Consider the following 14799-nt stretch of genomic DNA (forward strand, 5'->3'; position numbering starts at 1 on the left):
AAGGTATAGGAAGTTAAGAGAAAACAAAGAAAACAAAACTGTAAAGTGAAGCCCGATGAACTTTTTGTGATGAAAATTGATCATTGTATTGACCATCTCTGGAAGTTAAAGTTTTGCAAACAGAGTTTGTAAGACCCAGGTTTTTGTAATATAACTACAAGCTAAAATTCTAAACCTGAACAATTATATAAATATTTTGAAATTTTTGCAGTAAAAAACAAAAAAGTGAAGGACTGTATTAAAATAACGGGGATTAGCTCGCCTTAAACTCTAAGAATTATGACGGAGTGAATTCAGAAGAAGGCGTTTTTGAGGGGTTGACAATACAGTAAGCAAAAGTTTTTAGGTAACTACTGTGTAGCTGGGAGTTGCATTTATATTGTCAGATGTTTCATTGCTATAAAAATCTCTAGTATATTGACTATCTGCTACATCATCATCAGGAATAGTAATTTGCTGTAAAGGCAACCGCTGCCCCAGAATAGCCCTTACTTTTACATAGCCTGTATCATTAACTCTTGCTAATAGTAGATTTTTATACAGACCTACATATTCTCTAGGCCACTTCGTTGGGTCGTTGTTTGCATTCAAACGGATATTGAAAGATATATTTTCTCCTTCTTTTAGATTGTCACTTAAATAGACATAGGTATTATATGTCGGATAAGAGGCATACTTAGTATATTTTCCATAGGGAACAGAAGAAGTATTAGATGCATTTTCAACTGGGAACAATAATGGACTTCCGTTATTTATAGGATCAAAAACATCGAAACGATCTGCAACAAAGCTAGTAATATAATCAATATCTTCTAGCTTGGTTTCATTTGTTCTGAATCCAAGCATATAGCCCTTCTCGGTTTCTGCGATAAAAGGTATCCAGTTTCCTATTATCTCCCGTTGATTATCAAAAATTTCGGTTGCGTTTTCAAAATAGGGACCTTTCCCACTTTGATCAGACCAATTAAATACTTTGTGTGTCAGTTTCTGGCTAAAATAAATATCTGTCTGAGCAGGGGGAGTAAAAAATTTGCCTTCCTTAGACGCGGGAATAGGAACCATTATCACGGTGGTTCCCTGTACTTCTCTTCCGGAAAGACCTGTCACTTCGACAGTATAAATACAGAGATATCTTTGACCATCATCTCTCCAATCTACTTGATCCCTGTAAATGCCATGGACAAATATGCTCACAATTATAAGAACAAAAAACATAAGAATAAGTAGAAGATTTTTTTTTCTCAAATTATCCCGCCTTGTGTTTTTAAGTAGCTGGATGAAACATGTTCTTCATTAGAGTTCATATATAGGGATTTGTTTGCGTTACTAAACTTGTCTCTGGACAGCCTGTCTACTTATTGATATTCGATCCAGTAGTGTAACTGCTTAATATTAACGATGCTTAAAAAATAGAAGAATGGAAACTGATTTTTCAGCCCATAAGTAAAATGGGATCCCTGTTTCAGTTTCCAACATCTGCTTTTAACTCTTTATGTATTTTGCTAGACCTGCATTATACTTTGCTGTTTCACGCAAACACTTAGTCGTTATGTATCGTGTAGTAATCGTATCAAAGTTAGTTGGATTGTTGTTAATCTCTGCCCACAACTGACTGTAGTAAGGCTTGCTAAATGCTGCCAGGTTTTTTACTGCTTGAGAGGGATTAGTTACCGACTTTATAACGGTGTTGCTATTAACACATTGGGAAAATTGGCAGCCACTGACCCAATTATTATCTACATATTGTTCATATTGTAGATGTTGCTCCTCTTTGAAAGTATCAAAACTTAAACCAGTATGCATTGGCTGCCCTGCATCTGAAAGATAGTGACTGGCGAACCCAAGATTTTCAAAAGCGGTTTGCCTGTATGAACTACCCATGGAATAATATGTTTTTGCAACTCCTGCACGAGCGTTACAAGCAGATGGAGCTCCCCCTCCAATGCTAGGGTTATAATAGTGGTACCAATACCTATCTAAGCCTTGATCAGTTGAATCAGGGGTGGGAGCAGCATTAGCAGCCCAGTTTGCCCATTGGGAATTGCCATATACTAGATTGACTCCAGCTTTAATTAAACCTGAGTGTGCACTAGTTTTCCATTGAATACTTTGTTTGTTAGTAACATTCTGTTTGTTAGCCCAATAAGTATCTTCGACGTACTTGGATACAGCATCCCCTATTTTTTGAATCTCAGGGTAGTCTTTTTCCGTGATCCTATTTGGAACACGGTTCCAGATATCTTTTATTTCTTTTTTCATTTCTTTTTTCTCAGAGTTTGATACTGAAAAATTGTCAATATACCCTAAAACAACCTTTTTTGTCTCATTGTCGGCAGTGACCAGACCTATATAAGGAGCATTCTGGATAGTCTCTGGTAAACTCTTGATATAACTGGCCCTAGATTCTATTTCCTTCACCTTATTAGCATCCAGACCTTTGATATCGTAAGTTTCGACCTTACTGTCAGAAGAATTTTTTATATTTACCTTCTCAGCTGCTGCACTTCCAGTTGGTATAAGCACAAAACTCATCAAAAATATCGCCAAAATTAACATTGCTATTCTGAATTTCTTCTTCGTTGCCATTCATTTAACTCCTAGTTCTTTTTCCCCAAGAGGTAAGATCAGGCAAGCTTAAATATACGCAAAGCTAACATAATCATGCCTCTTAGGCATATCTTATGGAGTTCGTGTGAACCGGAAAAATACATTTGAACTCCATAAACTCCTCTTTTCCAATCCCTTATAAGTTTTCTGTCCAGACTTTCTAAAAATGCATTTTTCAAACATATTTCGAGTCGTGGTTACTTTTTAATATTTTTACAGTTAAATGAATTGGCCATAAATTATTTATTTGATAATATGGCGCTACTCATATTCAAAATAGATATATAAAAGAAAATATTACCTAATTTTAAAGTATATAAATTATAGTTAAGTCGAGTAGTAATGACTATAGTCTTCTTTGTCTACAATTTAATTAACTCTGACTATATTGATGTAATCAATTAAAGAGTTCGAAGGATGGAAACTTACCGTTATTGTGTATGCACCTGAGTAAAATTGTTTTAATATATAAAATATAAAATTTTTAAATTTGTTGTTTTGTTGAGGTTGACGGACTGTATCCCGCCATTAAATTGGAGCTAAAAAAATTAAGTTGGAATTAAAAAGGTTAAATTAAAGTTAAAAATGTCAAATTAAAGTTAAAAATGTCAAATTAAAGCTAAAAAGGTTAAATTGGAGCTAAACGCTGCTTTTAACCTTCAAAGGCATCCTTTACTTTTTCAAAAAATCCTTTGTTTTTTCTTGGTTTCTCCGCAGACTTATCGTTTTTACCGTTTTGATTTCCGTTAGGGTTATTATCATTGCTTATAGTTTCGAACTGACGGAGGAGCTCTTTTTGTTCTTGAGTAAGTTTTGTCGGAGTCTTGATTACAACCCTGACGAGCTGGTCGCCCTTTCTACTTCCGTGAAGGTGCTGGATTCCTTTATCTTTAAGCCTGAACACAGAATGAGTCTGAGTTCCTGCAGGAATATTCATCTTGACCTTTCCATGGAGGGTATCGACCATTATATCCGCACCGAGTGCAGCCTGAGTAAAAGAAATGGAAAGCTCGGAAATTACGTCGTAATCAACTCTCTTAAAGTAGGGATGTTCCATTACGTGAATCACGACATAGAGATCTCCGGATGGAGCACCTGGTTCTCCAGAATCTCCTTCCCCGCTGAGCCTCAGGTGCATACCTGAATCAGCTCCGGCAGGCACGTTTACTGTAATCTTTCTTGTATTTCTGACTCTGCCTGTACCGCTACAAACCGGACAGGGAGACTCAATAATCTGACCCCTGCCGTGACAGGTACTGCAGGTAGTGGTGCTTACAAACTGCATACCCAATCCGGAGCGAGTGGTGCGGATTTGACCTGTGCCGCCGCATGTGGGACAGCGCTTCGGGCTTGTTCCAGGCTTTGCTCCGGTTCCGGAGCAGTTAGAACATCTTTCCGTTCTTGGGATGTCGATATCTTTATGGACTCCAAAGGCTGCCTCCTCAAAGGTAATATAAAGGTCGTACTGGAGATCAGACCCTCTCCTGGGCCCCATAGGACCTCTTCTGCCTCCACCGCCGCCAAAAAACATTTCGAATATATCCCCGAAACCGCCGAAGTCTGCACCCCGGAAGATATCTTCTGCGCTATATTGCCCGTTTATTCCGGCATGTCCGAAACGGTCATACTGAGCACGTTTTTCATCATCCGAAAGAACGGCATAAGCCTCAGAGATCTCCTTGAACTTTTCCTCAGCTCCAGGTTCCTTATTCCTGTCAGGATGATACTTTAATGCGAGTTTTCGATAAGTTTTCTTTATATCCTCGGGTGAGGCATCTTTGGATAACCCAAGAATTTCGTAATAATCACGTGTTGTGGCCATCAGGATTCCCTGTTATTTTAAAAAAGATAAAACTCCGGAGCCTGCAAAGCCAGGTTTCCGGTAAGGCCTGAGAATCTCCAGGCCTGTTTCATTACTTGGTTTTTGTTTATTTACGCTTTTCGTCGTCAACTACCTCATAATCGGCATCAACGACTGTCTCATCAGGGCCTTGCGCATCATGGCTTCCTGCTTCGCCTGCTGACTGCTGAGCCTGCTGCTGGGCTTTCTGATACATTGCAGTTGAGATCGGGTACACAGCTTCCTGAAGAGCTTCGGTTTTCGACTTAATGTCTTCACCGTCTTTACCTTCAAGAGCTTTCTTAAGATCGTCGATTGCAGCAGTTACCTTTGACTTCTGGTCTTCGGTTGCCATATCTCCGGCTTCCTTCAAGGTCTTTTCCGCAGCATTTATAAGGGCTTCGGCATTGTTCCTGGTCTCAACTTCTTCTTTGCGCTTTCTGTCTTCTTCGGCATGCAATTCCGCGTCTTTGACCATGCGTTCGATTTCGACATCAGAGAGTCCACCCGGTTTCTGGATAGAAATGGACTGTTCCTTGCCGGTTCCGAGGTCTTTTGCACCTACATGCAGAATCCCGTTTGCGTCGATATCAAAGGTAACTTCAATCTGCGGGATGCCTCTTGGAGCTGGTGGTATACCGTCCAGAGTAAAGCGGCCCAGAGTCTTGTTTTCGGAAGCAACTCCCCTTTCTCCCTGAAGGACATGAATCTCTACTGAAGGCTGGTTATCAGCAGCAGTTGAGAAGACCTGACTTTTCTTGGTAGGAATTGTTGTGTTTCTCGGGATAAGTGGAGTTGCTATGCCTCCGAGTGTTTCGATTCCGAGAGTCAGAGGAGTGACATCAAGCAGCAGGACGTCTTTGACTTCGCCACCGAGCACACCGGCCTGGATAGCTGCCCCGATTGCAACGGCTTCATCAGGATTGATATTCTTGTAGGGTTTCTTGCCTGTAAAGTTTTCCACAAGCTCAACTACTGCAGGCATCCTTGTGGCGCCTCCTACGAGAATCACTTTATCAAGATCATTTGGAGTGAGTTTTGCATCGCTGAGAGCCTGACGCATGGACACGAGAGTCTTTTCAAGGAGGTCCTCGGTCATCTTCTGGAACTGAGCCCTTGTCAGGTCTATATCAAGGTGCTTTGGCTCCCCATCCGAACCAACTGTTAAGAAGGGAAGGTTAATATTTGTACTTGCAACTCCGGATAGCTCGATCTTGGCTTTTTCCGCAGCATCGGTTAAGCGCTGGAGTACAGCCTTGTCTTTGGAGAGGTCAATGCCCTCATTTTTCCTGAACTCAGCAAGTAAGTAATTAACTATACGCTGGTCGAAGTCGTCTCCTCCAAGATGAGTGTCACCACTTGTGGATTTCACCTCAAAGACTCCGCCTCCAAGTTCGAGAATAGATACATCAAAAGTTCCGCCTCCCAGGTCGTAGACAAGAATTGTTTGTTCTACATCTCCCTTATCGAGACCGTAAGCCAGAGATGCGGAAGTTGGCTCATTGATAATTCTCAGGACATCAAGGCCTGCAATTGCCCCTGCGTCCTTTGTAGCCTGTCTCTGGGCGTCATTGAAATAAGCAGGAACCGTGATAACAGCCTGTTTGATAGTTTCTCCAAGATAGGCTTCTGCATCGGTTTTGAGCTTCTGGAGAATCATTGCGGAAATTTCCTGAGGCTTATACTGCGTTCCCTGAAGAGTCACCTTGTAATTAGCGTCTCCCATATGCCTTTTAATGGAATAAACAGTATTTTCAGGGTTCGAAATGGCCTGCCTCTTTGCAACCTGGCCTACAAGTTTCTCTCCTTTTTTGGAAAATCCGACCACGGATGGGGTTGTCCTGGCGCCTTCGGCATTCGGGATCACGACAGCTTCCCCGCCTTCCATTACTGCCATGCATGAGTTCGTAGTACCTAGGTCAATACCCAGTATTTTTGCCATGTTTTGTCCTCACTAAATTACTTAGTTAAATTATTCAATTGAAGTTTTTATTAAATTGTAATATTAAACAAAATGTTTAGATAAGTCATTTAGTTAAATTATTTATTAAGTTATATTAAAGTTATAGTAAAGCTGTACAGTTTAATTATATTCAGTTTAATTAGAGTAAGTCCTGAACTAAGGAGTAAGATTTTTCCACCTTTTATTTCTCGGCTTCATCAAGATTTCTGGCCACTGAGACCATAGCAGGCCTGATAACTTTAGAGTTAAGAGCATATCCGGTTTTATAAACTTCTACTATAGTGTTATCCGGGACTTCAGAGGTCTCGATATGTTGAACTGCTTCATGCCTGTGAGGGTCAAACTCACTGTCTTTTTCACTTTCGATCTTCTCAAGCCCGTATTTTTCGAGGATTGAGAAAAACTGCCTTGAAAGCTGCTCTATTCCGCTGACAATCGAGCTCATGTCCTCTGCGGTCTTTGCAGACTTAATGGCACGATCGAAATTGTCCGTTACTTCAAGGAAATCAAGAAGTACCTGCTCAAGCACAGCTTTCCGATTTTCCTCCATCTGGCGGGCGGTCCGTTTTCTGAAATTGTCAAAGTCTGCTGCAAGCCGGTAATAATTATCCATGAGAACCTGTTTTTCCTCCTGGCATCTGGCTTCATGACCGTTCTCAACTTCCGAACTGGCAGAAGCCTTTTCGGGGTTTTCCCGTACTTTATTAACCTCTTCCGCCGAAGAACCGGAATTTTGGGCTTCAGAATTTTCAGCCTCAGCCCGGGTGTCTTCTTTAGAATCCTTATTTTCTTCTTTATTGAATATTTTCATTCGTCGAACCCCTTCAAGTAAGTGTAACGGTTTCGCTCGTCCTGATCTGTGATTGTTTGTAATTCTATAAATACTTTTCGCATATTTAAGAATACATATTACTCAGGGAAGAAAAGAAAAAGAAAAATCAGTAAGAGTGATTTTGAAGTTTATAGAAGAGTGTTTTGAGCATTACGACGCTTGCAATCATGGAAGCCGCAACTGCTGAAATTACCTGATCCCACCCGATGGCTGAGATTCCTCCTCCAAGTGCAAACTGCACGCCTCCTATAAGCGATACAAACATGAAAGAAAAACCGAAACCCGCAAGAGCTCCTCCGACAAGGGAACTTATAGTATCCAGCCCATGCTTTTCATAAAAAACCATGCCTGCAATAAACATTACCGCAAAGATCAAAAGTACGAGTGCTAAGGGCAATGGACTTTCTTTTGTGGAAAAGATCTCAAAGAGCCCAAGACTCATATCAACCATGAATATACCCATGAAAACCGCAATGGCAAGGGTTTTGACAAAAGGGTTTTCAAAGATCGACTGAGAATTAGGGTTTATGCTATTAATATTACCAGGCACCTTTATGTTTTTCAACATTTAACTTTATGGTATAAACTGTATAATTTATATAAACTTTTACATGCTCAGTTCACTTTTAGCAAGCCTTTTAAAAAACTGCATGGAGCGCAACCGTTGATCCTCAACCGTTGATCCTCAACCGCTGCGCTGGTTGATCAAAACCGTTGAGCCGGTTTATCACGCCTATAGGGTTTAGGATAAGTTCCTCAAATCCAACCACTGCTTGGGGTTTTCGCTCAAGCTTTTTTGAAAAGGCTTGGAATAAAAAGTAATAAATAAGTTCCCGAGTTTTTCCTTTCCGAATGAAAATCCTGATTGCGGAATTTGCTGTCGGTACGGACATTGAAAAGTCCCTTATCCCTGAGGGAGCTGCTATGCTAAAAACCCTTGCGGAAAGCTTTGTTCATCTTGGGCATGAGGTATACTATCCGTCAGCAGGTACAAAAATCAGTGCAGGCACATGCATTGAATCTAAAGCCGAAAACTTCACGCAGGTAATCGAGAGAAAAGCAAAGGGCTGTGATGCAGGACTGATCATTGCACCTGATTCTATGCTTCCTGAGTTGAATGAAGTTCTTGAAGAAAATACTGTAAATCTGGGGTGTTCACCCGGATCGGCAGCCTGCTGTGCTGATAAGTTGATGTGCACGGAAATCCTGACGAAAGCAGGAATTAAAGCTCCTGAGATCGCAAAAAAGGCTGAAGAAGGCAAAAAGTATGTTACAAAACCCAGGTTTGGCTGCGGTGCAGAGGCGACATACCTTGTCACGGAGTTTGAGAATAAAGAAGAAATCATTGCAAGCGAGTATGTTGAAGGAGAAACTCTGAGCGTAAGCCTTATCGCAGGAAAAAAACCGCTTCCACTTACTGTAAACCGTCAGTTTATAGAGTTTGGTGAGAAAGAAGCCAAGACCAGAGAAAATGGGAAAGCTGCATCACCCGGCATAAAATACAATGGAAGCCTGACTCCTTACCAGACTCCGAGACAAGACGAACTCTATGAAACCGCGATCTCCACAGTCAAGTGCCTTGACTGTTTCGGGTATGTGGGTGTAGACATCATACTTGCTGACCTTCCGTATATAGTGGATGTAAACCCAAGGCCTACGGCTTCGCTTTTTGGAATTAGCCATGTTATGCGAGAAGAAATCGGAGACCTGCTTTTAAAAAATAAGTTTGGAGAACTGCCTGATTCGATACATATTGAGGGAGAATACCGCTTTTCAAAGGATGCACTGAGCGAGCTTTTCGGAAAGGTTTGAAAAACAGGAACAGATTGAAAAGCCAGAAGCTTGAAAGATAGAAAACAGATTGAAAAGCCAGAAGCTTGAAAGATGAGAAACAGATAAAAAAACATAATAAGGGCTCAAAAATGAATTCAAAGGTTATCGGGCTTGATATTGGAGGAGCAAATACTAAACTTGCCTCCTCGGACGGAGCGATTGTAGAACTGCACTATTTGCCCCTCTGGAAAAACACAAAGCTTCCGGAAGTTTTAAAGGAAATTGCACAGCGGTTGCAGCCCGAAAAGGTTGCTGTTGTTATGACCGGTGAACTTGCAGATTGCTTTGAAGACAAGGAACAGGGCATCCGCTTTATAAAGTCATGTGTTGATTCTGCTTTTGGGCTCTCAAAAGTGTCTTATATAAACAGTACCGGAAGGTTCCAGAGCGAAACTGATGATATAAGGGAGCTTGCTGCTGCCAACTGGGCAGCTTCAGCCGGATTGATAGGAAAAGAAATAGGAGACTGTATTTTTGTGGATGTGGGAAGCACCACAAGCGACATTATCCCTATCCTGTCAGGAGAACATAAAGCCGGACTTACTGACTTTGAGCGGCTGGTAAGAAACGAACTCGTATACGCAGGCACTCTCCGGACAAACCTTGCCGCACTCCTCGAAAAAGTAAAACTTGAAAGTGGCTGGTGCAGGACAGCTTCCGAACTTTTTGCTACAACTGCGGACGCCTATCTCCTGCTTGGAAAAATTGATGAAAATATGTACACATGCGAGACCGCTGATGGCGCAGGCAGGAGCAAAACCGATGCTATGCGAAGGCTTGCAAGACTGGTATGTGCAGACCTTTCCGAAATCCGGGAAGAAGAAATCTACGAAATTGCGGCCCAGGTAAAAGAAAAACAAATCTCTATCCTTGCTGAGGCAATTTCCGAAGTTGCGGAAAAGAACGGACTTAAAAGAATCGCAGCTGCAGGCCTTGGGGAGTTTCTGATAAAGGAAGCCGCAGAAAAGCTTGGCTTCGAATGCATCTCAGTATCCGACCACTGGGGTGAAGATATCTCAAAAGTCTTTCCTGCATATGCGGCTGCCAGGCTGCTTGCCAAGCCTTTTTAAAAGACTGCTTAACCTCAAGCCTTTTCAAAAAAGGCTTGAGTGAAAACCTTTTGAGAAAAGGTTTTATCGAAAACCAGAGAATCACTTGGATTTGAGGAGCTTATCCCCAAACCCTATAGGCGTGATAAACCGGCGCAACGGTTTCGGGTCAACGGTTGCTTGAAAGGAAAACTATGAGAGTGGTAATTAAAATAGGGGGAAGCCTTATTAAAGAGGCTCCCGAGCTTGTGGACAGGCTTGTAAAGGAATTTGGCTCAGGAAGCCGGAAAATTCCAGAGGAAACGTGTATATCCGAAGGACTTCCTTATTCCGTTTTAATAGTACCCGGAGGAGGAGTTTTTGCTGATGCCGTAAGGAAAACTGATGAGAGCTTTTCCCTTAGTGCCGATGCAGCTCACTGGATGGCTATACTGGGTATGGAGCAATATGCCTGCTATCTTAAGGATAAAAGCCATGCGCTGGGCGTAGCTTCGATAGCCAGTCTGCCTCAGGGTGTTTCTGTTCTTTTCCCATACAGGCTACTGAGAACGGAGGATCCTCTGCCTCATACCTGGGACGTGACCTCCGATACTATTGCGGCCTGGGTTGCAAAGCAGATTGGGGCAACCTTAATAAAGGCCACGGACGTGGACGGTATATTAAGAGATGGTAAATTAGTCAGGGAAATTTCTGCTGTCAGCTATATAGGAAGTCGCGAAAGCTGTATTGATTTTGCCCTACCGGAATTTCTCCAGAAAAAACGAATGGAGTGCCTGATTGTAAACGGAAAATTTCCGGAGAGGGTAGTTCAGGCCGTGTATGGGAAGTCCGTGCTCGGTACTGTGGTAAAGGGGAATATTTAAATCGTATATCGTATATGACTAGGGCAGAAGCAAAGCGTGTCCAAAAGCATTAATTAAATTCAGTTCATTAAATCTGCTAACGTTAACAAAGGTGCCCGGAAAAGCAAAAGATCGACACTTAAAGAAGGCACCTCATTCATCGGCAACTCGTTACAAAATTTACTATTCGAAATTTACTATTCGAAGTAATTAATAAGGAGAAAAAAAATGTCAGCACAAAAAGTTGAGTACTGTACGTCATGCGGAATTCGCCTCGTAGAAAAGGGTTATGTAAAGTTTCCCTGCCCACAGTGCGGATCGGAAATCGGAAGATGTGGAAGCTGCAGGCAGCAGGGTAACGTATACACCTGCCCCAAATGCGGATATAAGGCACCCTGATTCGGGTAAATTCCGAAGATCTTAATGCCTGATATGTAAACAAGAGTCTTGACCTTAAACTCGATCAAAAAATCAGACAAAATCTAAGAGGAATTATAATGGGTGATGTTGCAGCAAAGATTAAGATTATGCCAGAGAGCGTTGACACTGACCTTGCAGAGCTGAAAGAGAAAATAAAAAGCGTAATTCCAGCAGGGGCCGACCTTTACGGAGATATTGTTGAAGAGCCGATTGCTTTTGGTTTGAAGGCCCTGATTGTGACATTAATTGTTAATGATGAAGAAGGCGGAACTGAGCCTGCAGAAGAAGCCTTTGCAAAAGTTTCCGGCGTTGAAAACGTCCAGGTTATTGACGTCAATCGTTTTTAAGAGGAGAAGAGACCCGGACAACGCGTCCGGAAAACAGTCTTTTCATATTCTCCTTTCTTGGGCTCGTAGATCAGGGGAAGATCGTTACGTTCGCAACGTAAAGGCCGCGGGTTCAAATCCCGCCGAGTCCACTTAAAAATTTTAAAAGAGCCGGGTCAGTTACGTAAGTTGCGTTAAACATGCTCTTAAAGTACCTTAACCGCTCTGAAAATCTCACAAGTACATTCAGTCAGAATAACTAAACTGTAAAAACGTATAGTTTTAAACCGTAAAAACGTTTAGTCTCTGGAATCGATTGTCAGGACAGAAGCACTCCTTTTCATTACAATCGGATGTAATTGCTCTACACCTATACATGGAAGTTCAGCTTGTTTGAATTCGGGGATGAAAGTTGGAGTGGACATTTCTCCTTTTTGTCTGATTTTTCTTGTTTGCCTTTTATAGGCCAGAGTCTCATTCGAAAGACAATTTTCCCCACTAAAACAGGAAGACAAAAACTAGTAAAGTGTATACTGGCAAATTTTAATCATAGCTATTTTCTTAACGAGTTATATTTGCTTGAAAGCCTGTTAACAAACAACTATGCCATAATATTGACGGATAGAATATATTAATGCAAATGTATAAATATGTTAATATATGACATTACTTTGGGGTAATATCATGGTGGAAACATTAAGACTATCACCGGTAATTAGTGCATATCCTGATGACAAATATGAAAACCTTTTAATTGAAGTAGTTCTTCCAGGAGTGGAAAAGAAAGACGTTTCTTTCAAACTTACAAATGACAGTTTTTATGTAAGCGGTAAAAAAGAAGGGGTTTCATATCTGGACAGCTATCCAACAGGCTGCCCAGTAATTCCGGAAAAAGCTGTTGCCAAATATTCAAACGGTGTACTTAAAGTCACTGTGCCTTATCAGGAGCCTTTAGAGAAATTAGTTGACGTAAAAATAGAATAAAAGAGCTATCGTATAGCAAACTTCTCTAAAGAAAAAGCAGTAAATCAAAACCTGAAATCATAGTTTGCAAAACCTTAGAATTATCACTTTTTCAGACTATACAGTTCTCGATTTTTTACACTTTTCAGAAGTTTTTAGGAGCAACTATATTCACCGTGCCGAGTCGTTCTTGTCACGCTCGACGCAGGAGAGCGGCCTTGCCGATAGATAATATTTAAAAAGGAAACAGCAGAACTAAACGCCAGCCTACTAGAAACAAAATTCAAAAATCCAACCTGAATAATAAGTTTGAATTCTAACTTACAAAGGTAATAAAAATGATATGGAGAAGAGTAACTGGCCTTAGAAACAAAATTTAAAGAAACCGAAATTGGGATGATTCCTGAATGAAAAAGTGCGACAAGTGATGTCATTCTTCTGATTGGCTGGGTTTGTTTTCTCCAAAGGAATAAATAAGCAAGAGTGAACTCTGGTGGGTGGATGAATTATATAAAGAGCCTTTGTCTGATGAAGATATGTAGCTAATCGAAAATTTGGTACCATGCGCCACTGGAATCAACTGATTTTTGGAATAATGAGTTTAATTTCATTTTTCTTGTGCTTATTTCTATAACTATTATTATTTTAGTGATTCTTCTTTTTGTAATTTTGCGGAATGGCCGCTCTCCTGCGTCGAGCGTGACAAGAATGACTCGTTATGGTGAATATGGTTGCATGGACCAAAAATATTTGTAATTCAGCCTTCTTGAGCGTAGCAAAAAGGGCCCCTCCTCCTTGAGACGGGATTTGAGAAATGAAACTTATTTGTTCATAAATTAATCCGCTTGAGCGAACGAAGTGAGCGAAACGGAACCGTCCTCCCGAGACGGGACTCGGGTGACGGAACTAGGGTGACGGAACTAGGGTGATGTAAGTTACTCGAAAGTTATTCTAGTCTATTTATAAGATTGAGGAAATTAGCTCTTAACATTTCTCTGGTAGAGTTCGAAAGTTCATCGAGTCTATCCAGAGTTTCCAGAGCTTTTTCTAAGTAGGATTTAGCAAGGGCAGGGTCTTTTTCGACATAGACTCCTCCCATGTAAACATACAGGTAAAGGAAGTCATCGTATTTTTCAGTAAGCTTTTCGTACAGGTCCTGGATTTTATCAAATTCGCCTCTTTCGGACAGATCTGAGATATAGAGGCCTACAAGTTCATAGAATTCAGAGCCATTTTCCAGCAGGAAATCAACCTTTTTGTCTTCTGGCATTGAGAGAAACTTTTTTTCCATTTCGGAAACCAGTTCCTCTTCAGTTAGTTCTTCTCTATCCTCTGCTTCGTAGTTTTCTACAAATTCGAAATAATCTTCCTCATCTCCTTTCATAAGCATGAGATCTGCATGTTTGCTGGACAGGCCTATTTTGGCAGCAAACTGTTTGATGCTTTTTTCGTACTCTTCGCTCTCTTTTTCGGTGAAAAGCCCCATAACATAAGCGGCCCACTTCAGGTACGCCTGTTCGTCTTCCATCCATGACCTGTTATCGATAATCTCCAGAACATAGTCGATTGCCAGTTCAAACTCATGATGGCTTATTGGTTCATCATCAAGAAGCTCTATCAGGTTTTCAACTATTTCTGTCTCAAGGCCCTGATTAAAAAAAGAGATTTTTTTATCGTAGTTATTTTTGATGTCAGTTAATGCTGCTACTGCATCTTTATCCTTTATTTTCCGGTCATTTTCATAAAAATATCTTGCAATCGAGTATTCAATAGTTCCCAGATAATCACCGTATTCATACTCCTTTCCTTGCAGACTTTTAATTTTGTTTGTTTCCGGAGTATCGGATTTTAGATATCGGGAAAGTGAGTAATCTTCCCCTTCAGTGAATTTGTTCCCAGTATCAGGACTCATAGCATGCCTCCGCTTACCTATAATTTTATATTTTTCTTAATATTTATTTTAGCAGCATGTGTTTAAAAACTTAGTTTTTAAGCTTCGTTTGTAAGTTTAATTTTTCTTTACTTTCAGTGAAAACTTTTCATAGCTCAAGGATTTGAGATATTTCAGACTCTACTAGCTTGAATTAGATTTCATACCCAGGCCCTGCCAGATTCTCTTTTATT

The 14799-nt window shown here is 40.9% G+C and carries 14 protein-coding genes and 1 tRNA gene; 7 read left to right on the forward strand and 8 right to left on the reverse strand.

The window, feature by feature from the left end:
* Positions 1–342: 342 nt before the first annotated feature.
* The 6 genes from MSBR3_RS07145 to MSBR3_RS07170 all read right to left on the reverse strand — a co-directional run bounded on the left by MSBR3_RS07145 (position 343) and on the right by MSBR3_RS07170 (position 7792).
* Positions 343–1245 carry a hypothetical protein gene (locus MSBR3_RS07145; protein WP_155396750.1) on the reverse strand — a complete coding sequence of 301 codons (903 nt, stop codon included), beginning with the start codon at positions 1243–1245 and terminating at the stop codon, positions 343–345.
* Positions 1246–1482: 237 nt separating this feature from the next.
* The gene (locus MSBR3_RS18850) at positions 1483–2586 is read right to left on the reverse strand and encodes a phospholipase C/P1 nuclease family protein (protein WP_052723319.1); all 1104 of its coding nucleotides are present in this window, start codon (positions 2584–2586) and stop codon (positions 1483–1485) included.
* A gap of 673 nt (positions 2587–3259) precedes the next feature.
* On the reverse strand, positions 3260–4429 hold the full coding sequence (gene dnaJ, locus MSBR3_RS07155) for a molecular chaperone DnaJ (protein WP_048107314.1): 1170 nt from the start codon (positions 4427–4429) through the stop codon (positions 3260–3262).
* 106 nt (positions 4430–4535) lie between these two features.
* Positions 4536–6389, reverse strand: a complete 1854-nt coding sequence (gene dnaK / locus MSBR3_RS07160; RefSeq protein ID WP_048107315.1) for a molecular chaperone DnaK — start codon at positions 6387–6389, stop codon at positions 4536–4538.
* Positions 6390–6591: 202 nt separating this feature from the next.
* Positions 6592–7221 carry a nucleotide exchange factor GrpE gene (gene grpE, locus MSBR3_RS07165; protein ID WP_048107316.1) on the reverse strand — a complete coding sequence of 210 codons (630 nt, stop codon included), beginning with the start codon at positions 7219–7221 and terminating at the stop codon, positions 6592–6594.
* Between the two features lie 127 nt (positions 7222–7348).
* The gene (locus tag MSBR3_RS07170; protein ID WP_230627942.1) at positions 7349–7792 is read right to left on the reverse strand and encodes a heat-shock protein; all 444 of its coding nucleotides are present in this window, start codon (positions 7790–7792) and stop codon (positions 7349–7351) included.
* 302 nt (positions 7793–8094) lie between these two features.
* Here MSBR3_RS07170 and MSBR3_RS07180 point away from each other — a divergent pair, with 302 nt between their 5' ends.
* From MSBR3_RS07180 to MSBR3_RS07205, 6 genes are all read left to right on the forward strand, one after another.
* The gene (locus tag MSBR3_RS07180) at positions 8095–9054 is read left to right on the forward strand and encodes an ATP-grasp domain-containing protein (protein ID WP_048107319.1); all 960 of its coding nucleotides are present in this window, start codon (positions 8095–8097) and stop codon (positions 9052–9054) included.
* A 110-nt stretch (positions 9055–9164) separates the two neighbouring features.
* Entirely contained in the window at positions 9165–10145 is a 981-nt protein-coding gene (locus MSBR3_RS07185; protein WP_048107320.1) for a hydantoinase/oxoprolinase family protein, read from the forward strand.
* 173 nt (positions 10146–10318) lie between these two features.
* Positions 10319–10987 carry an amino acid kinase family protein gene (locus MSBR3_RS07190; RefSeq protein WP_048110159.1) on the forward strand — a complete coding sequence of 223 codons (669 nt, stop codon included), beginning with the start codon at positions 10319–10321 and terminating at the stop codon, positions 10985–10987.
* A gap of 207 nt (positions 10988–11194) precedes the next feature.
* Positions 11195–11365, forward strand: coding sequence for a zinc finger domain-containing protein (locus MSBR3_RS07195; RefSeq protein ID WP_011308351.1), 171 nt, complete (start codon positions 11195–11197; stop codon positions 11363–11365).
* Positions 11366–11463: 98 nt separating this feature from the next.
* On the forward strand, positions 11464–11733 hold the full coding sequence (locus MSBR3_RS07200) for an elongation factor 1-beta (RefSeq protein WP_048107321.1): 270 nt from the start codon (positions 11464–11466) through the stop codon (positions 11731–11733).
* A 59-nt stretch (positions 11734–11792) separates the two neighbouring features.
* Positions 11793–11864: transfer RNA gene (locus MSBR3_RS07205), tRNA-Ala, on the forward strand.
* 147 nt (positions 11865–12011) lie between these two features.
* On the opposite strand, the gene MSBR3_RS21415 is transcribed toward MSBR3_RS07205, so the two are convergent.
* Complete coding sequence (locus MSBR3_RS21415; RefSeq protein ID WP_268989128.1) at positions 12012–12137, reverse strand: hypothetical protein; 126 nt, start codon at positions 12135–12137, stop codon at positions 12012–12014.
* A 259-nt stretch (positions 12138–12396) separates the two neighbouring features.
* On the opposite strand from MSBR3_RS21415, the gene MSBR3_RS07210 reads away from it, so the two are divergent.
* Positions 12397–12696: an Hsp20/alpha crystallin family protein gene (locus MSBR3_RS07210; RefSeq protein ID WP_048107322.1), complete on the forward strand. Its 300-nt coding sequence runs from the start codon at positions 12397–12399 to the stop codon at positions 12694–12696.
* A 925-nt stretch (positions 12697–13621) separates the two neighbouring features.
* Here the strand turns inward: MSBR3_RS07210 and MSBR3_RS07215 are convergent.
* Entirely contained in the window at positions 13622–14587 is a 966-nt protein-coding gene (locus tag MSBR3_RS07215) for a hypothetical protein (protein WP_048107323.1), read from the reverse strand.
* Between the last annotated feature and the right edge of the window lie 212 nt (positions 14588–14799).

Origin of the sequence: Methanosarcina barkeri 3 (assembly GCF_000970305.1) — an archaeon.
GTDB classification, from domain to species: Archaea; Halobacteriota; Methanosarcinia; order Methanosarcinales; family Methanosarcinaceae; genus Methanosarcina; species Methanosarcina barkeri_A.